Consider the following 26722-nt stretch of genomic DNA (forward strand, 5'->3'; position numbering starts at 1 on the left):
TTGTATTCTTGGTCGAAAACAATAGATTAGTGAGGTGCTCTTCTTTTTTCAATCACTTTCGAAGTTGAGAGTGGGGTTATATTTATAAAATAATAAAGCACGTAATCGGACACTTTTATGGCAACTTTATATCAATTGCATAGCACGATGGCTACCCTTAGACGCAGTACTGAAGAGATGTCTCGCACTTGGCGCAAAGGCGATAGTATTATGTTGCTCGGCAGCACTCCTGCTTTTATCGATTGGCTCAATGCTTATTTAAATGATAGCGATATAGATGGTATTGCTGGTATTTACGCATTAGCAGATGACATCGCACAGCTCACGGCAAATACAACTGGTAAGCTTAATTTAGAGACTAAGTTGACTGCTGTTTTAACCGACGCAGAATGGGTCGAACTGACTCAGAGCAGTCAGTTTGATAAAGTGGTGACGATTGCCTTATGAGTAATGACATGACCACTCACAACGCTACATTATCAGCGGCTAATATCGAATTAGATCAAGACGGTCATCTGTGTGACCATACGATTTGGACACCTGCTATCGCACAGCAATTGGCAGACACGTTAGAGGTTAATCTGAGCGATGAGCATTTAGAAATTTTGCAACAAGTGCGCGCGTTTTTTGATAAATTTAATCACGCGCCAGCAACCCGTCCATTAATCAAATGGCTACAAAAGACTTTACCAGAACTCGATATTAGCAATCAAAAGCTACAGCAATTGTTTAACACAGGTTTGGTTGCGCGTCATGTCAATCGCTTAGCAGGACTACCAAAACCACCAAACTGTTTATAAGTGCTTTATAGTCGATAAGATATGATAAGCGATAAGATATGATAAGCGATAAGATATGATAAGCGATAAGATATGATAAGCGATAAGATACAATCGATGGCGCACTAGAAAATTATCATATGTGCATGAGCAGTATCTAATACTTCACTGCTCATTGAGTACGCAAATATTTCTAAGTCTATAGCTATTGTTTAAACACATAGCTATTTTGGGTCATAGACTGTCAATGTCTCATAACCAACGCTACGACCTTCATCGCCTGTAAACCCTTGCTGTCGCCATATCTCGTACAAACAAATGGCTACGCTATTTGATAAGTTCAAACTACGCGAGTCAGCTAGCATGGGCAGTCTTAGCCAATTATTAGCACCGATATCTTCACGTATATCGTCTGCCAGACCTGCTGTCTCAGAACCGAAAACCAGCGCAATATTAGGCATAGCAGAATTATCAGATGCGTCAGAGTCCGAGTTTTTACCAAAGTCATAATCGTAAAACGGTTTGCTAAGCTTGGTTGTCAATGCCGTAACGACATGGCAGTCAGCAGCTTGTAGTGCTTGCCTTGCAGCTATCCAATCATCATGCACCTGTAAATGAGCATATTCATGATAATCCAGACCTGCGCGGCGTAGCTTTTTGTCATCAAGCTCAAACCCTAATGGTCTAACTAAATGTAGCTGTGCCCCGCTATTGGCACACAGTCGAATAATATTGCCAGTGTTACTCGGCATTTTTGGTGCTACTAGCACGATATGGATGGTCATTCTTACTCCGCAAATATTCAACGCTCTATTATTTAAATTTATGAGCGGTAGGTAATCGAAAGTTACAGTTTACTGCCAATAATTACATTTTGATACTGTGCAGCGTTTTTAACTTTCATTATGATGTCTGTAATGGATAGCGCGATAGCATTTATGTATGACTGTCTCATCCAATACCCCTTCAGTGAAGCTTGAGCACGATGCTTAGCGTCACTGTTGTTATTTATAACCATTCATTTATCTTTGAGGATACTATTATGAAAAAAGTAATCATCGCATCTTTAACTGCTATGTTCGTTCTAACTGGTTGCAACACGTTTAAAGGCCTTGGCCAAGACGTATCAAGCGCTGGTGATGCTGTAACTGGCGGCGCACAAGACGTACAAGATAAAATCTAAGGTCTGCTTTTTTTAGATTTTTAAAAAGGCTTATCATTCATTTGATAAGTCTTTTTTGTGTTCTTACTTCGCTGCTGTTAAACAATTACTCAAGCACGATTTTATAAAAACGCGCGTAATATCTGATTGAGATAACGCTGACCTAATACCGTCGGTTGCAACTGCGTATCACTATCTACCAACAACCCTTGTTTGACCAGACTGTTTACTTGTTCAGCAATACTATCAATGGTTAATCCAGTTCTCTCTTCAAACAGTGACCAAGCGACGCCGCCATGTAAGCGCAGCGCGTTTAGCATAAATTCACTCACTAACTCCTCTTGATCAATCGCTTGCCAGCCAACCATCTTTGGTGTGATTTGGCGTATATCAGACATCTCTGTGGTATCTGGACTTATTACTACATAATCTTTTGGCAAACGTGATTTACTAAAGCGATAAATACCTGACGCTACTAACAAGTCATCTTGCATTTTATCTTTTACGTCTGACGAATGACTACCATTGCTATCGTTACGACCAATCGTTACTTTACCATGTGCACCAGCACCGATTGCTAAATAGTCGCCAAACTGCCAATAGTTGATATTATGACGACATGGTTTATCTGACGCACCTGTCCATGCCGACACCTCATAATTACTATAGCCTAATTGCTGCAATAACGATTGCCCTGCTTGTTCGATATCTGCCAAATTGTCTTCATCGGGTAAAATAGGCTGGCTACGGTAAAACACGGTATTTGGCTCAATAGTCAGTTGATACCAAGAGATATGCGTTGCGCCAGCATCATGCGCCATTTGGATATCTTCTAGCGCTTCATTCATGGTTTGCTGCGGTAGACCGTGCATCAGGTCGACGTTGACCCGTGCAAATCCAGCCGCTTTGGCAGCGCGAATCGCTGATAACGCTTGCACAGGATCGTGGATACGCCCCAGTACCTTTAGCTTATCAGCGGCAAAGCTCTGTACGCCGATAGACAGACGATTGATACCGACCTCTAAATACTGCGCAAATGGTGCATGCTCAAGCGTGCCGGGATTGGCCTCCATCGTGACTTCGATGTCTTCTGCAAATTCAAAACATGCACGTAACCCAGTAAACAATCGCTGATACTGAGCAATAGGTAGCAAAGACGGCGTACCACCACCAATAAATATCGAACCAATTTTTCGGCCCTGAGTTAAAGGCTGCTGCATTGCGGCGTCTAGCAGTAACGCATCGACATAATCTTCATACATGGATAGTTCGCTGTCCATCGGTAGCTCATGCGAATTAAAATCGCAATAAGGACACTTCTTCACACACCACGGGATGTGAATGTAAAGAGACAATGGAATGTCTGTCACATTGACCTCGATAGTATCCGTCGTTGGTTCAGTAAGGCTTAACGCATTCAGGTCGTTTGGCATGCTGTCTGTATTTACTTTGGGCATAAATAAACTTATTTTGTAGTGAGCAATAATGATCGATATCAAAAGTAACGCTAGGATAGCGACTAGATGAGATAAAGAAAAGCCTATCTATCATAAAACTATTAACAAAGCCATGTACAAATCCCCTATTCATCATGGTAACTTATGGGCAGCATATAGATGCTCTCCCTAAGTTCTATTAAAAACAGACCCTACTAAGAAAAAACGCTATTAAAAATGAAAGTATGTTTGAGAGCCGGTCTGTAGATAGTGAGTTAATAAAAAGTTAGTTGATAAAAATTAACTCTAATAATTTTAAGAGTTAATTCGAGAATAAATAGAAAATTGAAGGACAAATATATGGCGTATTGGTTAATGAAATCCAACCCTAAATTTTTTGGTATTGAAGATTTGCAACGCTTGGGCACCGACGGTTGGGACGGCGTTCGCAACTACCGTGCGCGTAACTTTATGCGTGATGATATGAAAGTTGGCGACAAGGTGTTCTTTTATCACTCTAGCGCCAAACCGTCTGGAGTCGCTGGTATCATGACAGTGATTACAGCAGGGTATCCTGATCCAACTCAGTTTCACCCTGAGCATCGTCATTATGATCCTATTGCGACTGAAGAGGAACCTCGCTGGTATATAGTCGATCTCACTTTTGAACAAGCTTTTACAGAGGTGTTACCACTATCAGAGCTAAAGTTTTTGCCAGCTTTGGAAGATTCTTTATTACTAAGGAAAGGCTGTCAGCAATTAACAGTGATTCCATTAGAGCCCAAACATTGGCGAGCGATTATGGACATGGCGGAGACACTTGAGTTGTTGCCGGAGTAAACTCATTGAATTGGCTGTTATCCATTAACTATGAAATAGAGTACAAAAAACCTAAGATTAATACCTACATAGCGGCGCTAAAGCGTTGACATCATAGTGTGGCTTCTTTACCATCTTATTATGTATATGACCTGTCAATCCACTACTTGGATCGACGGGTTATTTTTATTTTAGTGTCTTTACTTTTATTTTCATACTCTGCTTATCTACTTATGCAACATTATAAGCTTGCTCATATTATTTATCGGAGTATTATCGTCGGCACTACTCTCCTTACTGCGTCAGTCTTAGTCGATTGATAGCAGTGTTTGTTTATTAATAATAACTACCTTAATAACAATTACCGCAAAGAATAAAAAGTTGCTTACCATGGTTTTTCCATTGTCTTTCAAAGATTTTAAAAGCTACAGCTTACGTCTAGGCATACTCGCCCTCCCTATTTTAATCACTCAGTTTTGCCAAGCCGCACTTGGCGTGGTCGATGCCATCATGGCAGGTCAAGTTTCGGCGCTTGATTTGGCTGCAGTAGCCGTTGGGTCTGGCATTTGGCTACCACTATTTCTATTGGCCACAGGTGTGCTTATCGCAACCACGCCTCTAATTGGTGAAGCCATTGGTCAAGACCAGCATGGCCAAGTACCGCATATCACGCAGCAGTCCTTATGGACCGCAGGTGTCATTGGCATTATCGGTTTTATCATTGTCAATTTGGCTCCCAATGTTCTTGGCATTATGGGTGTCCCAGAAAACATTCAGCCGATAGCGACGCAGTATTTACATGGTGTCTCATTTGGTTTCCCAGCGCTCGCTGTATATGCCGTTCTACGTAGTTATTGTGAGGCATTGGGTCGTCCTGAGCCTGTGACTGTCATTAGCATCATTGGCCTGCTCGCAGACATTCCTTTGAACTATATTTTTATTCATGGGTTATTTGGGATGCCAGAAATGGGCGGTGCAGGCTGCGGGGTGGCGACAGCATTGGTATTGTGGATAAATGTCCTATTGCTTGCAGCCTATACTAGCTTTACAAAGCGCCGCGAATTTGTGAGCACGCGCTTTTTTTATGGCTTCTCTAGCCCCAATCGTACACAGATAAAAAAGCTGTTGAAACTTGGTATTCCTATTGGCATCTCTATCTTCTTTGAAGCCAGTTTATTTAGCTTAGGCGCACTCGTTATCAGTCCCTTGGGTGAGCTAGCAACAGCATCGCATCAAGTGGCACTGTCAGTGACCTCACAGCTATTTATGATACCGATATCGGTCGCCATGGCGCTCACTATCATGGTCTCCAATCGATTTGGCCAAAAAAACCTATTGGCACTGCGCCAAGTGCAAGCTACTGGACTGGTATGGACCGTATTGATCGCTTTAACCTGTATGGTTGGGATATGGCTATTCAGACCAGAACTGGCAGCAGCATTCACTGATAATCCAGAAGTTAGAGCCCAGTCTATGCATTTGCTTATCTTTGCACTCGCCTATCAGTTATTTGATGGCTGGCAGGTTAACGTCGCTGGTATATTGCGCGGTATGCAAGACACCACTATACCGATGTGGGTAACGCTCTTTTGCTATTGGTTAGTTGCCCTACCACTTGGCGTCTATCTAGTGCGTTTCACTGACGTTGGTGCACAAGGGTTTTGGATGGCGTTGATTACAGGTTTGTTCTTATCATCTATTTTACTTACTTTGCGTCTACGCTATCAGCAAAAACGCTTAACTATGCTATGGGGTTAAGCCAATTGCTTATTGATTGCATTTTATAATCATTGTTAGCGTCATTTGATCATACAGACTATGAAAAATCCTGGATATTTTCTTGCTAAAAAGATGGCTTACGTCAAAATATGTAAAAATTCTCAGTTAACAACTGTACATTGATTGCTCATTGCCCTGAATCTAGGTATCATTAGCAATTAATTAGACAATATTTAGTTACACTATTTCTCGAATTTAGTACAAGGCCAGATAAAAACTATGGATATTGAAAAAATACGCACCCTCATCGCCCTTATGGAAGAAAGTGAACTGGTTAATTTAGAAATCAGTTCTGACGACGAGCATATTAGCTTAACTCGTCACTATGACGCGCCTGCGCCAACTATGATGGCTGCGAGCGCTGCTCCTGCTGCCGCTGTTGAAGGCAAACCTGCAGAAAAAGCGGGTAGCGTTGAGTCTTCACCAATGGTTGGTGTTTTCTATTCAGCACCAAGCCCTAATGACCCACCATTTGTGAAAGTCGGTCAAAAGGTTCAGGCAGGTGATACTTTAGGTATTATCGAAGCCATGAAAATCATGAACCCGCTTGAAGCGACTCAAAGTGGTATTGTTGACGAAATCTTGGTAGATAACTCTGAAGTCGTACAGTTCGGTCAACCTGTCATACGCTATAAAGCGTAACGATATTTGCCATACTTTATTTCATTATGGCTGACTTTTGGTATATATACCGCGTCAATGCTAAATAACATGATGCTATGTATCGAAACTCAGTCAATGACTGACGCTTCGACAAGGATGAACCCATGATAAAAAAATTGCTCATTGCCAACAGAGGTGAAATTGCCCTGCGCATCGTCCGCGCCTGTAAAGCGCTAGGTATCGAAACGGTAGGTGTCTACTCTACTGCGGATGCTAACTTGATGCACTTGCGCTTTGTTGATGAGGCAATTTGTATTGGCAAGCCTAATGCTAACCAAAGCTACCTTGATATCAATACCATCTTGACCGCTGCTGAAATCACTGGTGCAGATGCTATCCATCCCGGTTATGGCTTTTTGTCTGAGAATGCTGAATTTGCTGAACAAGTAGAAGAAGCAGGATTGACCTTCGTTGGTCCTAATGCTGATCATATTCGCCTTATGGGCAACAAAGTTTCTGCCATCAATGCTATGAAAAAAGCTGGCGTACCAACTGTACCTGGTTCAGTTGGCGCTGTGACTCTGCATAATGCTGAAGAGCAAGCTCGCAATATCGGCTTTCCACTATTGATTAAAGCGGCCTCTGGCGGCGGTGGACGCGGTATGCGTGTGGTTGAACGCTTTGACGAATTGATTGGTCAAGTACAAGCTGCTAAACAAGAAGCTGAGCTTTGGTTCGGTGATGACACTGTCTATATGGAGCGCTATCTACAAAACCCGCGCCACGTAGAAGTACAGGTGTTAGGCGATGGTAATGGTAATGCTATCCATCTATATGACCGTGATTGCTCATTACAGCGGCGCCATCAAAAAGTACTAGAAGAAGCACCTGCTCCAGACATCCCAGATGATGTACGTGAGCCAATCTTAAAGGCGTGTGTAAAAGCTTGCGAGCTTGTTAAGTATCGCGGTGCTGGTACGTTTGAATTCTTATTTGAAAATAACGAGTTTTTCTTTATTGAAATGAACACTCGTGTACAGGTTGAGCATCCAGTGACTGAGATGATTACTGGTATTGATGTTGTCGTCGAGCAGCTCAAAATCGCAGCTGGTTACGGCCTGTCTTATCGTCAAAGTGAGATTGAGATCCAAGGTCATGCGATCGAATGTCGTATCAATGCCGAAGATGCAGCGACTTTCGTACCTTGCCCGGGCACTATCAGCCAACTGTTCACACCAAGTGGTTCTGGTATTCGCTTTGACTCTCATCTATACCCTGGCTATGAGATACCGACCTATTACGATTCATTGATTGGTAAGCTTATATGTCACGGTCAAACTCGTCAGCAAGCTATTGCTAAGACAGTACATGCCCTTGATGAGCTGATTATCGAAGGTATCAAAACCAATATACCTTTGCATCGTGATGTGATTTTGGCGGATGATAACTTTACTCGTGAAGCGCAAAACATTCACTATCTCGAAAGAGAGCTGCTGACTGCAAATAAAGCTAAAAAAGATTCGTAAGCTGAAATACTTATAGAGTTCGCTTAATTTAGTCGCGACTTTAATTAAAACAGACATAAAAAAACCGCTATTAATATAGCGGTTTTTTTATGTCATCAATATGCTATCAATCATACATAAAGTGCAACGAGCATCTCTAATTATGGCAACACTCTATTGAAGTTCATAAAGCATTCGTTACCATCAGGGTCAGCACACCATTGCATCTGGTTGCCATCATGATTGATAAATGCAATCAACGCTTCATCAGTTTGATCGATCTGATTGCCTGAACAATCCACTTCATTATTATCATAAACAGTCTTGATCGCAATAACTGGCAGCCCTTCTTCACGGTGGGTGACCAGATAGCGTCCGTATGTCCACTCCTTGCCACTGACAGACCACATCTCATTATCCGCACTAAAGTTATATAGCTCGCGGCACTGGTCAGACTGACCAACTGACGCAAGTAAGTTTTTGCTAGTAGCTGGTTGAATGTTTAGAACCCGCTCTTCACTTTGAGTCAGTACGCCGCCGTCCATGCCTGCCGTTACCTTAGGCTCTACACTGCTGAGCTGTTGCACACTATTTGATGCCGACTGGTTAGCTTCCGCTTCCTTGGTCATCATGGCGTGAGTAGAATGAGCGCTGCTGTCCAAGTCTATTTCCCACTGTCCAGCGATGGCTGGACTAATATGAGTGGTGATTGTCGGCTTGGTAATAGCCTCACCATTTGCAGGTATTGAGGCCAAAATAGAGGCCAGTGTGAATGAAGCAAATGAGATAGGTTCCATAATTAACCTTTTATTTATAATATTTTAATATATGCATTAGCGTAAATCTTAGACACCAAAAACACAAGTAACATTATGCTATTGCTCATAAACCTGTTGTCGGAATTTCATAGGTATTTATAGCAAAAAATAACGCCATCGCTTTACTTGCTAGAAACAAGGAGCGATGGCGTTATTAGCATACAGAATTCTGCGTGATATCAATGACTACTTAACACTAAGCAGCTTCTGTGTTTAGCGCTTGAGCAAAGGCTGATAACGCCCCTTTTAGCATGGCTGATACCGTACTGCTACAAGTACCGATGCCAGAGTATACCTCGCCATCGACATTTAACTGAATATAAGCAGCAGCGTTGGCATTGGTTTTGTTATCACTATTGGTATCATCATCGATACCATTACCGCTATTATGATGCGGGTTAATCGCATGCTCTGCATAGTTAATAATATGTAGTGATTTGCCCGTATGCTGTGCAAGTCCGTCAATAAACGATGACAATGGGCCGTTACCCGTACCATCAATATCGATGGTATCGCTATTCATCTGCACCTGACCACTAAAGTAAACCGCGCCGCCTTTATTGTTGACGCTATAGTCTAGCAGCTCAAACTTGCCTTGCTGCAAGTAAGTATCCTCAAAGGTCTGCAAGATTTCATCATTCTGCAGCTCGCGTGCCGCTGCTTCAGCTTGCTTTTGTACCACACGGCTAAAGTCAATCTGCATCCAACGTGGTAAGTTGAAACCGTAGTTTCGCTGCAAGATATATGCGACGCCGCCTTTGCCCGACTGGCTATTGATACGTACCACATCTTGGTAGCTACGGCCAATGTGCGCAGGATCAATGGGTAGATAAGCCACGTCCCAGACGTTGTCTGTTTCGCTCTGATTGCTTTCATTGTAGTCGAGAGATTTTTTGATAGCATCTTGATGTGAGCCACTAAATGCCGTGAAGACCAACTCGCCTACATAAGGATGACGAGGGTGCAATGGTAAGTTATTGCATTCGCTCACAACCTGTACGATTTCACTCATGTTGCTAAAATCGAGTTCAGGATCGATACCTTGACTAAACAAGTTCATGGCCATAACCATGATATCCATATTCCCTGTACGCTCACCGTTACCAAGCAATGTGCCTTCGATACGATCTGCACCTGCAAGTACGCCCAATTCAGCTGCTGCTACCGCACAACCACGGTCATTATGGGTATGCAAGCTCACAATCACATGCTCACGCTGGGCTAGATTGCGGCAGAAGTACTCTACTTGATCAGCAAAGACATTGGGCATAGAGGCTTCAACGGTTGCTGGCAAGTTAAAAATAACTTCCTGACCCTGCTGTGGTTGCCACACGTCACACACAGCATCGCAAACCTCTACGGCATATTCAGTTTCTGTCTGGCTAAAGCTCTCTGGCGAGTACTGAAATACCCAATCTGTCTCAGGGTACTTTGCTGCATATTCTTGCAATAGCTTGGCACCTGCAATCGCAATCTCTTTGATTTCAGCTTTATCTTTGCCGTAGACTTTTTCGCGTTGTACACGGCTGGTTGAGTTATAAACATGGACAACCGCACGTTTAGCGCCTTTCAATGATTCAAAAGTACGGGCAATCAAATGCTCGCGCGCTTGTACCAATACTTGTAACGTCACATCTTCAGGTACGTGGTTTTCTTCGATAAGCTTACGCGCAAAGTCAAACTCTACCTGCGCCGCTGACGGAAAACCAATCTCAATCTCTTTAAAACCAACATCTACTAAAGTCTTAAAGAAGCGCATTTTTTGTTCAATGGTCATCGGATCAATCAGTGCTTGGTTACCATCACGCAGATCCACACTTGCCCATATCGGTGACTTCTCAATTGTTTTGCTCGGCCACGTACGATCTGGCAGCGATGGCGCAAATGCAAATGGACGGTATTTACGGAAGTCAAAAGCAGCACTTTTTGGTGTGATCTTTGCAGTCCCTGTGGCTGCAGTGTGCGTGGCTTGGTCAGACATAATCAATCCTTAGATGACTTGGTTGTTTATATATTTAGCTAGGCGATTAACTGTTGATTAAATCAGTATTTATCATACGAGATAACTAGTGTTCATACCATAATAATATCAAAGTTTAACGGAGAGAAACCTGCTTTCTTTTACTTTATTTTCTGTTATTTTAGTGGAAAAACACAATTTAGACATTATAATCGAATAAATCCACTATTAAGGCTTAAGAAATGCCAGACAATTATATTGATAGTACAAGAACTGCAGATATAGACGAGATAGATAGACAGTTACTACACTTATTGCAAACGCAGGCACGCATGAGTATTACTGAACTCGCTGAACGCGTCAACCTGTCTGCCACCCCTTGCGCACGTCGTATCAAACGCTTAGAAGATGCGAACATAATCACTGGCTACCATACCAAAACCGATGCGCAAAAACTTGGCTATCCGCTAGCCGTGTTTATCGCTATTAGTATGGATCAACATACAGCAGAACGTTTTGAGCAGTTTGAACGCAAAGTTCAGAGCTTTGAGGAAGTCATTAGCTGTAGTATTGTCACAGGACGCACGGAAGACTATCTGATTAAGGTCAGGGTACGTGATATGACACATTACGAAGAGTTTTTATTGCATCGCCTCAATCGTATCGAAGGCGTGGCCCAAGTTCATACCAGTTTTGAATTACGAGAAGTATTTAGCCGTAGCGTGGTTTAGACGAGCTTAGCTGTCTTTGGCGACTGTCGACGAAACCATACCAATAGTACAAATCCGATCATTAATCCGATAGCAGCGACAAGCAACCCTGCATTGAAATTGCCATCTCTCCCTGCCAGTGCCACTGTCACCAAAGGTCCCAAAAACTGCCCCAATGCATAAGCCAACGTTGCCAAAGCAATCAGTAAATTAGAATAGGCAGGATTGATGTTTTTAAACAGCGTCAGTGTCATCGATACCATACCGACGAAGGTCAATCCCAAAATCGCAGCATTACCATACAATCCAAGTGCACCATCAAACCATATAGGCAAGCACATGCCAAATGCTTGCAATACTGTTAGCCCCATTAAGGTTTTTATCTCACCGATACGTTTAGCAAGCGCGCCCCATAGGGGGTTTGACAACATCGCAAAAATACCAACGACCAACCAAATCATCAATCCAGCATACATCTGTGTTGTTAGACGTTGTGCTGCCATGACGGGCAAAAAAGTTGCCGAGCTAATATAACCAAACCCTGCCAGTACGTAGCTGACGAAAAGTAAAGCAAGCGCTTTATGATGTCCAGAGATGGCTTCATATAAGGAGCGTTTAAAGTTTACATAGGTCTGGTGCACTGACACGTGCTGTTTGACATCAATCTGCTGTGAATCAACAGTCTGTACTCGTCTTGGTTTTATCGCATAAAGTAGCCATACAAGTGGCAAACTGGTGACGCCTGCGACTAGCCAAATTACATCGAAGTGATAGCCTAACTTTAATAGCCACCACGTCACGATGGCAGAGGCGCTGATGCCGACACCAATACCTGCATAGTGGACTGCTGATAATACAGAACGGCGCTCAGGGCTGAGGGTTTGAATCACAAACGACGAGCTTAGAATCATTGCCACGCCACTTGCAATGCCTGCGATTAAGCGAATGATATACCATAGCATGAGCGACATATTTGGTATGACGAGTAGCATCGTTGTAATAACACTAATAATCGCCCACAGCGTCATGGCCTGCCACGTTGAGCGCTGAGGCACAAACATAGCAATAAGCGCACCGATAAAGTAGCCGATATAATTGATTGATGCCAGCCAGCCTGCAATCGTCGTTGATAGCGACAATTGCACCATAATATCAGGTAAGGTGGCGGTAAAAAGAAAGCGACCATAACCCATAACGACTGCCATGCAGTACATACCGATACAGGCAATGGCAGTTTCGTTGGTAATCGTCGGGACCATACGGCTTTTAAAAGCAGTCATCATGACAGAGCCATTTTTGCGGCAATTAGCACACAATCTTTTGTGTTAGACAGTCAAAAGCAGTAATAAATAAACACAGAAATAGAGAAGTTATTAAATATAGTAGGCAAGCATAAAGTATCCGAGAAAGCTATGATACGTCTAACGTTGGCGTCTCTACCGTATCTTGCCCTAGCATTTGTACCCGCTGATCGCTAAACATATCCATATCTGGAGCTAGCGTACGCATAAACCGATCAAAATACAACATCTGTTTGGTCAATAGAGCAAAGTCTCGTGGGAAATGGATGCCATGACGTTTGCCAACTTCGACAATCTCAAGCATCATTTTATTGAGCTCATCAGCTTGTTCTTTACTATTAAAAGGTACACCGCTGGTAAAGGTTTTATCTTCTGCCATGATGGTTATCATCATACGCTGTAAGTCATTCCCAAGTGCAGTCACATCGACTTTATTGCCACCATGCGTCATTTCCATATCAATCATATGGTGCGCCATGGCTTGGTAGTCACTGTCTTGCATGGCTTGCATCATGCCCATACACGCACGCCAGCTCTCAGCTTTTAGTTTACCGACGATACCAAAATCCAAAAATCCAATACGGCCATCGGTCAATAGCATCAAATTGCCCGCATGCAGATCAGCATGGAAGCTGTTACACAGCATGAGGCTGGCAAACCATGTGTTCAAAGTGTCTGCCATGACTTGGGCAGGATCTGCACAGTACTGGCGCATGAGCGATTCATCGACCATAGAAACGCCATATAGACGGCTCATCGTTAGCACACGCTTGGTAGTCAGCTTTTCATAGACAGTTGGTGCAACGACACGAGTATTACCTGATACCGCTAAGAACTGCTGAAAATCGCGGATGTTCTGGGCTTCAGCGATAAAGTCCGTCTCGGCAAGCATACGCAGGCGAATCTCATCAATAATCGGTGCAATACTCGCAAACTTCATCGATGGCATCAGGATCTCAAGGAGCTTAGTTACACCATGTAATACACCCAAGTCAGTCTGCATGATGGTCTCGACGTCAGGCTTTTGCACCTTTAGCACTACTTCATCACCATTGTGCAATCGTGCCGCATGCACTTGAGCGATAGAGGCGGATGCTAGCGGCTCTGAGTCAATATGAGCAAACTTATCAGCGAGCGTCATACCGTCAGTCGCTAGCTCCTCTTTTAGCACTTGCTCGATATAAGCATAAGACAATGGCGTGGTTTGATCCAAGCAGCTCTGGAATGCCTTAACATAATCACGTGGAAACAGCGACGGTGTACTGGCGATAAATTGACCGATTTTGATATAAGTCGTACCTAACTGCTCAAAGGTTTCTTTGAGTAGCATTGCGTCAGGTTTCTCACCTTTTGCCACTCTTAGCGCAGACAGACCTGCTACGCTCGCTGTTTGGCGAACACGGTTCATGACATTAAAAGTATGCTTTAATAAATGCGGACGATGAATTTTCATAAAAAACAACTATGGTAATAAGAGGGATGTTTGAAGATAGGCAATACAATATAAAAATGCGTTAAAATCAGATTATTCAGTTATAGTCGGTTCAATATAATTTGGATACAAGGAAGGCGAGTGAAAGTACTACAACTCGTAGACTAAGCAAGCCTGACACCGTATCCAATTTATAGAGGATTGACTATAGGACTGCTACAGACTGGACACTGTGGGTCTTTTCGATAGCCCATCAGCCGCTGCTGCATCTGACTACCATCCCATATGAGCAGCTTGTTTGTCAGTAGATTTTTGGTTAATCCTAAATATTGCAGTGCAGTATTGGCTTGCAAATTGCCCATGACGGCAGTGGTACTGGCTAGCACACCAGAGTTGGCACACGTACGTTCGTCAGCGGCTTCGTCAAGCACCACTGAGCCAAACACGCAATGATAGCAACCAGTATCGAGCTGAGGTTCGAACAGTGCTAACTGCCCTTGCATCGCAATCGCTGAGGCAGATAACAAGGGAATCTGGTAGCGTACACTAATACGATTGATGATGTCGCGTGTGGCAAAATTATCCGTACAGTCTAAGAGTAAGTCAGGCTTGCCTGCTGCCATATCGAGCAATGCATAAGCGTTGTATTCGTCTAATCGTGCGACTATGCCGCGAGCCTTTATCAAAGGATTGATGCGCGCTAACATGTGCACTGCGGTCAGTGCTTTAGACTGACCAATATCTTCTGGCAAAAACAGCGTTTGCCGTTGTAGATTACTCGCCTCAATCTCGTCATCATCAATCAGATGGACATAACCTACCCCAGCACGCACTAATGTCTCAGAAGCAGGACAACCAAGGCCGCCTGCCCCTATTATGACCACACGTGCTGTCTTTAATCGCAGCTGAGCATCCATATCCCAACCGTCTAATAAAACTTGCCGAGCATAACGGAGCAGCTCATCATCCGATAGCTGTACCATCTCTTCTACCATATTCATCTACAACCTATAATCAAAGAAACCTACTACCAAAAAACCATCTACTGGACTTGTCCTAGCGTGACACGATCATTACCACCGTAGTCTTTTACGGTATGTACTGATTCAAACCCATTGTCTAGAAACAGCTGCCGAACCGCATCCCCTTGATCATAGCCATGTTCAATAGCCAATAACCCACCTGTACAGAGATATGTCGTTGCGTGCTGGACGATATGCTCGATATCAGCTAAACCCTGATTGGGTGCACTGAGCGCACTAATCGGTTCAGCTGTTAGACCTGCCAAATGCTCGTCTGTCTCGTCAATATACGGAGGGTTTGATACAATCACGTCAAACTGCGGCTCATCGTTAGTAGGTAGCGCTTGATACCAACTGCTTTCGACAAACTCAACATTGGCAACGCTATTGCTCACGGCATTGTGCTGAGCAACTTTGAGCGCCTCTGACGATAAATCAACCGCTACGACTTGCCAATTAGCGTGTTTTAATTCATGGGCAAGACTGATAGCGATACAACCTGACCCTGTTCCCAAATCTAGCAATCGTTTGTTACAAAGTTGCGCTGAATGAGCGTTTATCCAGTTCAATACTTGCTCAACCAATACCTCGGTATCGGGTCTAGGAATCAAAGTATGCTCGTTTACCCTAAAGTTAAGCGACCAAAACTCCTGCTGCCCAGTCAGATACGCAAGTGGTATGCCTTGCTGCATTTTTACCATACCATCATTGAAACGTGCTACCTCACTATCAGTGAGCTGATAATCTTCATCAGTCATCAACGCTATCGCAGGCTGGTCAATGACATACAATAACCAATCAGTTAACCAAAATGACGGTAGCTGATTATTTGACTCACCATTCGTCAGTTGTTGAATCTGCTGCTTGATTTGACGAATGGTTGATACGGTCATAGATAGCTCTTAAAAAACAGTGGATGGATAAAGGTAAAATGCTGCTGAGCCTACTCTGATGCGCGTGGTGGCTCTTTGGTATCGGTCAGGTTATGATTGGTTTTGCTTAGCTTGTCACCTACCCCGTTACCACCGCTGCCATCATTATTATCATCGCCATAAATATCATCGTTATCACCAATGACAATATGTCTATCAACAAAGTAAATCAGTGCCAAAATTGGAATACCAATAGCAAAGGTAAAGATAAAGAAAAACGGATAACCCATATTATCGACGATAGCACCAGAATAACCACCCATTACTTTGGGTATTAGCGTCATCAGTGAGGAAAAAATCGCATACTGTACAGCAGTAAAGCGAATCGATGTCAGTGCTGATAAGAAAGCGATAAATACAGCGCTTGCAAGGCCCGCAGCCAAGTTATCAAATATCACTGCCATATACATGATTGGCAGGCTACCTGGGTTATATGTCAATACCACAAACAACAGGTTGGTCGCACACGCTAAAATCGCGCCTATCATCATGGCATGCATGATACGGAAACGCTGAGCCAAAATCCCGCCCAAGAAGCCACCTGCAATTGCCATAATCACACCGACCAGTTTTACGGCATTGGCGATATCTGTTTTGCTAAAGCCCATATCTTGATAAAAGACGTTGGAGATCACGCCTGCGACGATATCTGAGATACGGTATAGACCAATCAAGGCTAAGAGTAGCAGGGCTTTTTTGCCATAACGTCGGAAAAAATCTAAGACAGGCTCGATCCATGTTGCCATGGCCACTTCTTTTTTCACCAGTCCTACTTGTACTAGTGCATAACCTGCTGCCATTGCCGCGCCTAGGCTTACTAATAAGTGCAAGGTTTCTACAAAGAAACTAGAAAACGCGCCTTCGAACTCTGGTAAGACTTGTCCCATCAATATATAAACAGCGATAAAGGCAATCACTGAAAATACAAACAACGCTACCAGTCTGACGTAGTCTTCACGAGTTTCAGCGACCAACGGAGCTTTGTTAATGATTTTTGGTTGATTGATAATAAAGTACAGCAATAATAATGGCGCGCACGCGACCAATGCTAAAAAGTAAAATTTAATCACTGACATTACTATTAGTGGTATCAAGGCCACTGTGCTATCAAATACTGTATTGATCAAAATATTAATCAGGTAAATAACACCAAACAGCAGACCTGGGATAAGTAGTAACGCAGAATAAATCAGGAATACTTTTAAGTTACCTTTCTGCTTTTTACTTTGCAGGGTCTCAGCGGTTGGCTCATAACTGGCAAACGTCGTTAATACCCCTAATGTCATAACCCCTGCCATGATGTAATAGGTATTGCGCCACGCTTCATAACTATAAAACGTCTCATTTGAGCCGAAATAATCAGCCAAATATAACGCGCCTGCCCCTGCGACAATCATACCGATACGGTAGCCTGACACATAGATAGAGGACAGGATAGACTGCATAGACGGCGGTGCAAGCTCAATACGGTACGCATCAATCACGATATCTTGCGTCGCAGAAGAGAACCCAAGCAGCACGGCCGCACCTGCCATATAAACCAAGACATCTTCGCTAACAGGATTTACCCTTGCCATCAAAAAAATCGCCAACACAATAAGCAGCTGTGATACCACCATCCAACTACGACGACGCCCTAGCCACTTGGTCAAAAATGGTACAGGAAGCGCATCAATCAATGGCGCCCAAATAAATTTAAACGAATACCCCAGTGCTGCCCAGCTGAACATAGTGACGACACTACGATCAATGCCTGCTTCTCTCAGCCATAGCGACAGACTTGAGAAAATCAGCAGAATAGGTATACCCGCTGAGAACCCCAAAAACAGCATAATAATGACACGAGGATCGAGATAAGCTTTTGTAGCCTCGCCCCATGACTTTTTGGCAATTGGTTGATTGGGCGGTACAGATTTGACAGCAGACATAATAACTCACCAACAATTCAGACAAAGAACACAACCGCGCACAATTTTTATCAATCTTTAGAATCAGTTATCGACAAAAGGATCGATAAAAATTGCTCTACGTTGCACCAATATTATGATTACAACAAAATCCAGTTATGGTACTTGAGAACCTTTATCTTGACTAGATGTTTTTGCATTAACTTAGCGATTGCAGGCCATGGGCAATCGCTTATATTTCTTAATAGTAACGCAAAAAACTGCAGTGTTTTACCAAGGTTATCTTAGCTCTCTTTTTTATTGCTAATTTCTATTTTGAAGGATGTCTGACAATGACATTATTTATAGGTAATATAAAGGTAGTAGTAAAACTGACGCAGGCTTGATTGGTTAGGTGCACTCTATTGGTTTACTCTTAACTGGCGATGATAAGCAAGGGCGTTAATAATGATTGAGATAAACAAAACATCAAGTATTTTATGATTGGTAATTTAAAACTTATAATTCTTATATATTAGTTTTATAAATCCACTCAGCTTAGTTATGCTTTGTACATAAACAACGACTACCGAGATTCACGGTTTGTTCTTTCGATTATCATAGCCTAGGAGTTATACCATGCCCGACTCAACCAATAACACCACTGGCAAAAACACTGCCCCAGATGCTGCTCGTTGTCCTGTAGATCACGAAAGCAACAATAATAATGCGCCTACTAACACAACCTATGATCAGGGTGATGGTCAAGGCCCAACGATCCATAGCGAAAACGTTGATAACTCGCACGAGGCTCAACGTCCTAGTAGGGGTGGCTGCCCTGTTATGCATCAAGCGCACACTACCACTGCTTCTGCTGCGACAGATTGGTGGCCAAATGCTCTAAACTTAGACATATTGCATCAGCAAGATAAAAAGACTGACCCAATGGGTGAAGACTTTGATTATGCTGAAGCATTTAAACAGCTAGATCTAGAAGCGGTCAAAACTGACCTAAAAAACCTAATGACTGAGTCGCAAGAATGGTGGCCAGCGGATTGGGGTCACTATGGCGGCTTGATGATTCGTATGGCATGGCATTCAGCTGGTACGTATCGCGGTGCTGATGGTCGCGGCGGCTCTAATACCGGTAACCAACGCTTTGCACCATTGAACAGCTGGCCTGACAACGTCAACCTTGACAAAGCCCGTCGTCTACTGTGGCCAATCAAGAAAAAATACGGCAATAAATTGTCTTGGGCCGATTTGATGATTTTGGCAGGTAACATGGCTTATGAGTCTATGGGCTTTAAAACTCTAGGTTTTGCTGGTGGTCGTGCTGATATCTGGCATCCAGAAAAAGACATCTATTGGGGTTCTGAGCGCGAATGGCTAGCTGCTACCAAAAACCGTTACGACAGTGATGAAGAGCGCGAATCATTAGAAAATCCTTTAGCTGCTGTGCAAATGGGGTTGATCTATGTCAACCCTGAAGGTGTCGACGGCAACCCTGACCCACTAAAAACTGCTCAAGATATGCGTACTACTTTTGCTCGTATGTCAATGAACGATGAAGAGACTGTCGCTCTAACCGCTGGTGGACACACCGTTGGTAAATGTCACGGTAATGGTGATGCGACGATACTAGAAGACGAGCCAGAAGCCGCTGACATTGAAGAGCAAGGTCTAGGCTGGCGTAATCCTAAAGGTCGTGGTAATGCAGGTGATACCGTTTCAAGTGGTATCGAAGGCGCATGGACCACCAATCCGACCCAATGGGACCACGGTTATTTCGAGCTACTATTGAACCATGAATGGGCACTGACCAAAAGTCCAGCCGGTGCATGGCAGTGGGAACCAACTGATATCAAAGAAGAAGATCGTCCACTAGATGCTCATGATCCAAGTGTTCGCCGTAACCCAATCATGACTGATGCAGATATGGCATTAAGCAAAGATCCTATCTATCGTGAGATTTCAGAGAAGTTCCATAACAACCCAGAGTACTTCGATGAAGTGTTTGCTAGAGCTTGGTTCAAACTGACTCACCGCGATTTGGGGCCAAAATCTCGTTACTTAGGTGCTGATGTACCGAGCGAAGACTTTGTATGGCAAGACCCTATCCCTACAGGTAATGCGGACTTGACTGCTGATGATATTGCAACGCTAAAAGCACAGATTTTAGACAGTGACCTTAGTCGTCGTGAGTTAATCATTACAGCATGGGACAGCGCTCGTACCTTCCGCGCTTCGGACTATCGCGGCGGTGCAAATGGTGCACGCATCCGTTTAGCTCCTCAGAAAGATTGGGCAGGCAACGAGCCAGAACAGCTACAACGTGTACTTGAGACATTGACTAGCATTCAATCTGGCTTTGATAAAGACGTTAGCTTAGCAGACCTTATTGTATTGGCCGGTAATGCCGCTATTGAACAAGCAGCAAACGATGCAGGCGTAGATATTACTGTACCGTTTAATCCAGGTCGCGGTGATGCTGACGCTGAAATGACTGACGCCGAATCTTTCGCTGATTTAGAGCCGCTACATGATGGCTATCGTAACTGGATTCAGGGCGACTACGCGGTATCACCAGAAGAGATGCTACTTGATCGCACGCAGTTAATGGGATTGACAGCACCTGAGATGGTCGTATTGCTTGGTGGTATGCGAGTGCTTGATACCAACCACGGTCAGAGCCAACATGGTGTCTTTACTGAACGTGCTGGCGTGCTTACCAATGACTTCTTTGTCAATTTAACAGACATGAACTACACATGGCATCCTGTAAAAGCAGCCGACAATACTGCTAATAGCTACGAAGTACGTGAGCGTGGTACAGGAAACGTCAAATGGCAAGCAAGCCGTGTAGACTTGGTATTTGGCTCTAACTCTATATTACGTGCTTATGCTGAGCTATACGCGCAAGATGATAACTTAGAGAAATTCGTTCGTGACTTCGTCCGCGCTTGGAACAAGGTTATGAATGCAGATCGCTTCGATATTGCTAAATAAACTGAGTTTGAAATTGGTCAATACCGACTAATTAATAGTAATAAATAACTTTATAACTAACGAACAGCTATCTTTTAGAAGGTAGCTGTTTTTTTATGCTTAGTTTTTTATGCTTAATAGTGACCGCTCTTTATAAGTTGTTAGGTCAAATGGCTTCTCTGGATAAACAACGCTTACTGACTAAACAGCATTTACTGAACAAATGATTTTTTATCATTGCAAAATACAAATTCTATATTCATAATTATCATAAATTGATAGCTATTTATTATATACAAGAATAATAGCTTTGTTTTACACTATTTTATTACTGTATGTTCAGACATTTTTACTTTCATATACAGACGAGGTTTGTATATTTATACAATAGGATTAAGTTATGGCAATCGACGTAGTGGTCAACCAACGGCATTTGCAGATTCAGCTCAAACAGCTAGAAACAGTATGGCATACGGTGATTAACGGTTATAACTTAAGCCAGGCGGCGACCGTGCTACATACCAGTCAATCAAGCTTATCAAAGCATATTGCTGCACTAGAAAACCAGTTAAAGACGGAAGTATTCGTGCGCCAAGGCAAACGCCTGACGGGACTGACCACTATGGGCACAGCGCTTATGCCTCATATCGAGTCTATCTTTGCTGAAATTCGTACCATTGAAAACCTCAGTTTAGACTTTAATAATCCTAATATCGGTACGCTGACGATTGCCACCACTCACACACAAGCGCGTTATGTACTGCCGCAAGTGGTTAAAGAGTTCAAAGATCGTTTCCCTAAGGTAAATTTGATTTTGCAACAAGCAGATCCTGAGACCATCGCTCAGATGGTCATCCGTGGTCAAGCCGATATCGGTATTGCCACTGAGTCCTTGCTGCATAATAATTATCTTAGATGCTATCGTTACTATGACTGGACGCATCGCGTTATCGTACCAAGTGATCACGAACTGGCTAGTCAAGAGTCTATTGATCTGCCCACGCTTGCCAGCTATCCGATTGTGACTTATCACGGTGGTTTTACAGGACGCGGCGCGATTGACAAGACGTTTGATGAAGCAGGATTAGAGCCGGATATTGTATTAGCGGCACTTGATGCCGATGTGATCAGCACCTATGTCGGTCTGGGCCTAGGTATTGGTATCATCGCAGAAATGGCATTTGAGCCAAGCCATTATCAAAACCTTACGGCGATCCCCGTCGATCATTTTGGTCGCTTTACCAGTTGGATGGCGGTACGTGATGACGCAGAAATCCGTCAATATGGACGTGCGTTCATGGAGCTATGCCAAAAGCAATTTGCAAATTAATGAGCATTTGTTAAATAAAGTATCTCAGACTTGCTCACCCTTACTAGACTGAGCTGTGGATGATAAAATAGATTCTAGAACGTTATTCAATGTTTCTTTTATATATTATTCACACTTGTATTGATATTTGGTCGAATGAAATTGATTTGCGACTAAATATCAATACATATTAACTTGCTCTTTTGTAAACAGGTGATACCGCTCATGGAAAAATTCGTAGCGATCATTATGGCAATTTTTGCCGCCCCTCTACTCATTGGCGGCGCTTATTTATTGTCCTTAGGCGGTAGTCCTTACTACCTCATTGCTGGCGTCATTATACTAACGACAGCTTTTTTATTGTTCAAAAAACACTGGAGTGCTTACGGGTTATATGCGCTATTTATCGTAGCGACCATGGCTTGGGCACTTTGGGAATCTGGGTTCTATTGGTGGGCGCTAGCACCTCGAGTTGGCTTCCCGCTTATATTTGGTTTGCTCATGCTATTGCCATGGGTATCCAACAAAATGCGTGGGCCTAAAACTCAAGTAGCTTCAAATAGCACACCAACTATAAACAACGTTAAGAAAAGCCCTCTGTATTATTGGGGACTGCTCGTAAGCGTAATCGTAGGTGCACTACTCTCTTTTGGTAGTCTAGCTAATAATGCCACTGACAAACTCGGTGAGCTTAACTTGACTGCTGCAAATGATGACGAGCAAAACGTCAGCTCAGATGAGACCTCAGCCAACCTTGGTGACCCGTTATCAAATGGTCAGCAAACGCCAGATGGCGAATGGAGCGCGTATGGTCGTACTGATTATGGTCAGCGCTACTCACCTCTAGATAAAATCAATACCGATAACGTCAAAGATTTAGAACTGGCATGGCAAATCCAAACAGGTGATGTCAAAGGTCCTAACGATGTCGGTGAGACCACTTATCAGGCAACACCATTAAAGATTGGCAACGGTTTATACTTATGTACCCCTCACAACTGGGTACTAGCGCTAGATGCCGACTCTGGTGAGACGCTATGGAAGTTTGATCCTCAAGTAGAGGAAAACTTACAACGCCAGCACCAAACCTGTCGCGGCGTATCTTATTATGCTGGTCAAGCAACCAGTCCTGTGCAAGTACAAAAAATTGCTGGTAATACCTTTGAAAACGCATCTAAGCAATGTGATGCCAAGATATTTATCCCAACGTCTGATGCGAAACTATATGCACTCGATCCAAATACTGGGCAACGCTGCCAAGACTTTGGTGATGATGGTGCATTAGACTTGATGCATAACATGCCGTTCAATCAAGCAGGTTACTATTATTCTACGTCACCACCAGTTATCGCGGGTGATACTATCATCGTCGCTGGTGCTGTCAATGATAACTATGACGTCAACTCGCCTTCTGGTGTGATCCGTGCGTATGATGTCAATACCGGTGAGCTTCTTTGGAACTGGGATTCAGGCGATCCTGATAATACAGCGCCTTTCGATGTCAATGATCCAACCCAAACTTATAAGACCAGCTCACCAAATTCATGGTCAGTCGCTACTGCCGATGAAGAGCTTGGATTGGCGTACTTCCCTATGGGTAACCGTACACCTGATCAGCTAGGAAACTACCGAAATGCCGCTGAAGAAAAGTATGCAACGTCTGTTGTCGCTCTAGATATCGAGACTGGTGAAGCACGCTGGGTTCAGCAGTTTGTCCATCATGACCTTTGGGACATGGACACGCCTGCGCAGCCAACCTTACTTGATCTAGATACGGCCGATGGTGTACAGCCTGCGCTGGTTGTACCCACCAAACAAGGTGATGTATACGTCTTGAACCGCGCAACTGGCGAGCCGATTGTACCCATTAAAGAACGTGATGCACCGCAAGGCTATCTGGTAGCGGGAGAGCACGCAGCGCCAACTCAGCCTTATTCTGGCTTGAGCTTTGAGCCTGAACCACTGACTGAAAAAGACATGTGGGGTGCCAGTCTCGTCGATCAAATGATGTGCCGTATTGAGTTCAATCAGCTCAACTATGATGGTCGCTATACCCCGCCATCAACAAATGGTAGCTTGGTCTATCCTGGTAACTTTGGTACCTTTAATTGGGGCGGTATTGCAGTCGATCCTGAGAATGGCGTGATGTTTGGTATGCCGACTTACTTGGCATTTACCTCAAAACTCATTCCTAGAGACACGTTGGGCGATGCAGAAACCAATAAAGGCGAGCAAGGCGTCAATGCCAATGAAGGTGCAGATTATGCAGTAGAATTGGGGCCCTTCTTGTCACCATTAGGTGTACCTTGTCAGCAGCCACCATGGGGCACAATCGCTGGTGCTGACCTAGCCACAGGTGATATCGCTTATCAACGCAAAAATGGTACGGTACAAGACTTGTCTCCTATTCCTATCAAACTGGAACTGGGCGTACCTGGTATCGGTGGACCTATCATCACTAAAGGCGGCGTCGCATTCTTGTCAGCGGCGACAGAAAACAACTTCCGAGCTTATGACTTAAAAAATGGCGACGTGCTATGGAATGTCCGTATTCCAGCAGGTGGTCAAGCCACGCCAATGACTTACTTAAACTCTAAAGGTGAGCAAATGGTCGTATTGGTTGCAGGTGGTCATGGTTCAGTTGGAACAACCATCGGTGATTATGTCTTAGCTTACAAACTTAGCGACCAAGATAAATAATGTTGCATTTGGTTCTTAAGATAATGATTATTTAATTTATCATTATATTATAATCTTATAATTAGAGAAGCAGGTAACTTAGGTTGCCTGCTTTTTTTAATGCCATCTTTTTTTAATGCCATAGTATAATGCTGCTAAATCCTTTTATTACCTTACTTATGGTTTATTTATCGCTTATTTTGACAAACGACAACCTTTATAAATACACCTTAATAATTGTTAAGCGAGCTTAAAAACAGAGTTAACTGACTTTGTTATGATTCATTAACAGTGACTAGCGGCACTTGAAACTACCACTGTCTATAAGCATATCAGTAGAAAATAATTTACACACTACTGGAACATTTATGAGTAATAAAATCCCTTTATCTTTTTTAGATCTTGCGCCTGTGCCTCAAGGCAAAACCATCGCTGAAGGCATCGCCCAAACAGTGGAAACCGCGCAGCAAGCAGAAAAATCAGGCTTAAACCGCTACTGGATGGCAGAGCATCACAATATGCCGGGCATCGCCAGTGCAGCCACCTCAGTACTACTATCGCATATCGGTAGTAAAACCGACCGTATCCGTATTGGTGCTGGCGGCGTTATGCTACCGAACCATGCCCCTCTCGTGATTGCTGAGCAGTTTGGTACTTTGCAGGCATTATATGGTGACCGTGTGGACCTAGGCCTAGGCCGTGCACCTGGTACTGATGGTGCGACGTTTCAGGCACTTCGTCGACAAATGAAAGATGCCGAACGCTTTCCACAAGATGTGCAAGAGCTGATGTATTTCTTAGGTAATGATACAGATGGCAGCCCTGTACAGGCATTCCCTGGCGCAAAATCAGGCATACCGATTTGGATATTAGGCTCTTCTCTATTTGGTGCGACTTTGGCTGCACATTTAGGACTACCTTATGTGTTTGCCTCTCACTTCGCCCCGCAAATGCTTGGGCAAGCAATTGAGGCTTACCGTGAACAGTTTAAACCGTCTGTCTATCTAGATAAGCCTTATGTGATGCTAGCTGCAAACTTATTGCTGGCTGATGATGATGCGACCGCCGAGTATCATTTTACTTCAGCACAGCAGAGTTTTGTACGTCTGCGTCGTGGTGAGACAGGTCAAATGCCTAAGCCTACCCACGATATGGACAGTATCTGGAGTCAAGCAGAGAAAATGATGGTAGATAACGCATTGTCAGTATCATTCATTGGCTCTGTCGACACGGTCAAACCAAGACTCGCTGCGTTTTTGGCAACCCATCAACCAGATGAGCTGATTGTGACGGCCAATATATATGACCAAGCTGCCCGTATCCGTTCACTTGAACTTACACCGGAGCTAAACTTATTTACTTTACAATGAAATGAGACACTTGCATAATTATTGATGAACCTTAACTGGATTTTTGACATGGAAGCAACTCCCATTATCGGTGCATCGCTCATGATTGGCTCGTCGATATTTATGTATATCGTCGCCTTTCTTGCAGTTATGGCTATCGGTGGTTATTTAACCTATCGTACTAGTCCAAAGCGCAAGCAGCGCCGTGAAGACAAGCGTAATAGCGAACGCTAGATTAATACCAGAAGCCCTC

General features: G+C 43.6%; 22 protein-coding genes. 13 read left to right on the top strand and 9 right to left on the bottom strand.

Going from position 1 to position 26722, the window contains the following annotated elements; all coding sequences use genetic code 11:
* Nucleotides 1-117: 117 nt before the first annotated feature.
* Nucleotides 118-447 (top strand): hypothetical protein, encoded by a 330-nt coding sequence (locus I3249_RS09220; protein WP_238069691.1) that lies wholly within the window; start codon nucleotides 118-120, stop codon nucleotides 445-447.
* Nucleotides 444-800: a TusE/DsrC/DsvC family sulfur relay protein gene (locus I3249_RS09225; protein ID WP_101204421.1), complete on the top strand. Its 357-nt coding sequence runs from the start codon at nucleotides 444-446 to the stop codon at nucleotides 798-800. Before I3249_RS09220 ends, I3249_RS09225 begins: the two co-directional genes overlap by 4 nt.
* A gap of 203 nt (nucleotides 801-1003) precedes the next feature.
* Here the strand turns inward: I3249_RS09225 and I3249_RS09230 are convergent, their stop codons facing one another.
* Nucleotides 1004-1564 (bottom strand): tRNA (cytidine(34)-2'-O)-methyltransferase, encoded by a 561-nt coding sequence (locus I3249_RS09230; protein ID WP_201571845.1) that lies wholly within the window; start codon nucleotides 1562-1564, stop codon nucleotides 1004-1006.
* Nucleotides 1565-1821: 257 nt separating this feature from the next.
* Here I3249_RS09230 and I3249_RS09235 point away from each other — a divergent pair, with 257 nt between their 5' ends.
* Nucleotides 1822-1962 (top strand): entericidin A/B family lipoprotein, encoded by a 141-nt coding sequence (locus I3249_RS09235; RefSeq protein ID WP_201579925.1) that lies wholly within the window; start codon nucleotides 1822-1824, stop codon nucleotides 1960-1962.
* A gap of 101 nt (nucleotides 1963-2063) precedes the next feature.
* On the opposite strand, the gene hemW is transcribed toward I3249_RS09235, so the two are convergent.
* The gene (gene hemW / locus I3249_RS09240; protein ID WP_238069749.1) at nucleotides 2064-3374 is read right to left on the bottom strand and encodes a radical SAM family heme chaperone HemW; all 1311 of its coding nucleotides are present in this window, start codon (nucleotides 3372-3374) and stop codon (nucleotides 2064-2066) included.
* Between the two features lie 363 nt (nucleotides 3375-3737).
* Between hemW and I3249_RS09245 the strand changes: the two genes are divergently transcribed.
* From I3249_RS09245 to accC, 4 genes are all read left to right on the top strand, one after another.
* Nucleotides 3738-4217: an EVE domain-containing protein gene (locus I3249_RS09245; protein ID WP_238069693.1), complete on the top strand. Its 480-nt coding sequence runs from the start codon at nucleotides 3738-3740 to the stop codon at nucleotides 4215-4217.
* 369 nt (nucleotides 4218-4586) lie between these two features.
* Nucleotides 4587-5954, top strand: a complete 1368-nt coding sequence (locus I3249_RS09250; RefSeq protein ID WP_238069751.1) for an MATE family efflux transporter — start codon at nucleotides 4587-4589, stop codon at nucleotides 5952-5954.
* 240 nt (nucleotides 5955-6194) lie between these two features.
* Nucleotides 6195-6617 (top strand): acetyl-CoA carboxylase biotin carboxyl carrier protein, encoded by a 423-nt coding sequence (gene accB, locus I3249_RS09255; RefSeq protein WP_101204416.1) that lies wholly within the window; start codon nucleotides 6195-6197, stop codon nucleotides 6615-6617.
* 125 nt (nucleotides 6618-6742) lie between these two features.
* Nucleotides 6743-8104, top strand: coding sequence for an acetyl-CoA carboxylase biotin carboxylase subunit (accC, locus tag I3249_RS09260; protein WP_057759692.1), 1362 nt, complete (start codon nucleotides 6743-6745; stop codon nucleotides 8102-8104).
* 140 nt (nucleotides 8105-8244) lie between these two features.
* On the opposite strand, the gene I3249_RS09265 is transcribed toward accC, so the two are convergent.
* Entirely contained in the window at nucleotides 8245-8880 is a 636-nt protein-coding gene (locus I3249_RS09265) for a hypothetical protein (RefSeq protein WP_238069695.1), read from the bottom strand.
* 217 nt (nucleotides 8881-9097) lie between these two features.
* Complete coding sequence (gene leuA / locus I3249_RS09270; protein WP_160021915.1) at nucleotides 9098-10882, bottom strand: 2-isopropylmalate synthase; 1785 nt, start codon at nucleotides 10880-10882, stop codon at nucleotides 9098-9100.
* 221 nt (nucleotides 10883-11103) lie between these two features.
* Between leuA and I3249_RS09275 the strand changes: the two genes are divergently transcribed.
* Nucleotides 11104-11592 (top strand): Lrp/AsnC family transcriptional regulator, encoded by a 489-nt coding sequence (locus I3249_RS09275; RefSeq protein ID WP_101204823.1) that lies wholly within the window; start codon nucleotides 11104-11106, stop codon nucleotides 11590-11592.
* On the opposite strand, the gene I3249_RS09280 is transcribed toward I3249_RS09275, so the two are convergent.
* The 5 genes from I3249_RS09280 to I3249_RS09300 all read right to left on the bottom strand — a co-directional run bounded on the left by I3249_RS09280 (nucleotide 11589) and on the right by I3249_RS09300 (nucleotide 18186).
* Complete coding sequence (locus tag I3249_RS09280; protein WP_238069697.1) at nucleotides 11589-12854, bottom strand: YbfB/YjiJ family MFS transporter; 1266 nt, start codon at nucleotides 12852-12854, stop codon at nucleotides 11589-11591. The genes I3249_RS09275 and I3249_RS09280 overlap by 4 nt on opposite strands.
* Nucleotides 12855-12981: 127 nt before the next feature.
* Nucleotides 12982-14325, bottom strand: coding sequence for an AarF/ABC1/UbiB kinase family protein (locus I3249_RS09285; RefSeq protein ID WP_238069699.1), 1344 nt, complete (start codon nucleotides 14323-14325; stop codon nucleotides 12982-12984).
* Nucleotides 14326-14495: 170 nt separating this feature from the next.
* Nucleotides 14496-15305, bottom strand: coding sequence for a HesA/MoeB/ThiF family protein (locus tag I3249_RS09290; RefSeq protein ID WP_238069701.1), 810 nt, complete (start codon nucleotides 15303-15305; stop codon nucleotides 14496-14498).
* Between the two features lie 41 nt (nucleotides 15306-15346).
* Entirely contained in the window at nucleotides 15347-16219 is an 873-nt protein-coding gene (prmC, locus tag I3249_RS09295) for a peptide chain release factor N(5)-glutamine methyltransferase (protein WP_238069703.1), read from the bottom strand.
* 50 nt (nucleotides 16220-16269) lie between these two features.
* Complete coding sequence (locus I3249_RS09300) at nucleotides 16270-18186, bottom strand: MFS transporter (protein WP_238069705.1); 1917 nt, start codon at nucleotides 18184-18186, stop codon at nucleotides 16270-16272.
* 597 nt (nucleotides 18187-18783) lie between these two features.
* Between I3249_RS09300 and katG the strand changes: the two genes are divergently transcribed.
* The 5 genes from katG (at nucleotide 18784) to I3249_RS09325 (ending at nucleotide 26703) form a co-directional block, all read left to right on the top strand.
* Entirely contained in the window at nucleotides 18784-21153 is a 2370-nt protein-coding gene (katG, locus tag I3249_RS09305) for a catalase/peroxidase HPI (RefSeq protein ID WP_269137236.1), read from the top strand.
* A gap of 379 nt (nucleotides 21154-21532) precedes the next feature.
* Entirely contained in the window at nucleotides 21533-22462 is a 930-nt protein-coding gene (locus I3249_RS09310; RefSeq protein WP_057759664.1) for a LysR substrate-binding domain-containing protein, read from the top strand.
* Between the two features lie 204 nt (nucleotides 22463-22666).
* Entirely contained in the window at nucleotides 22667-25141 is a 2475-nt protein-coding gene (locus tag I3249_RS09315; protein ID WP_238069707.1) for a membrane-bound PQQ-dependent dehydrogenase, glucose/quinate/shikimate family, read from the top strand.
* A gap of 347 nt (nucleotides 25142-25488) precedes the next feature.
* The gene (locus I3249_RS09320) at nucleotides 25489-26490 is read left to right on the top strand and encodes an LLM class flavin-dependent oxidoreductase (protein WP_238069709.1); all 1002 of its coding nucleotides are present in this window, start codon (nucleotides 25489-25491) and stop codon (nucleotides 26488-26490) included.
* 48 nt (nucleotides 26491-26538) lie between these two features.
* Nucleotides 26539-26703 carry a hypothetical protein gene (locus I3249_RS09325; protein ID WP_156410686.1) on the top strand — a complete coding sequence of 55 codons (165 nt, stop codon included), beginning with the start codon at nucleotides 26539-26541 and terminating at the stop codon, nucleotides 26701-26703.
* The last annotated feature ends 19 nt before the right edge of the window (nucleotides 26704-26722 follow it).

The organism is Psychrobacter sp. Ps1, assembly GCF_022129425.1.
Classification (GTDB): Bacteria; Pseudomonadota; Gammaproteobacteria; order Pseudomonadales; family Moraxellaceae; genus Psychrobacter.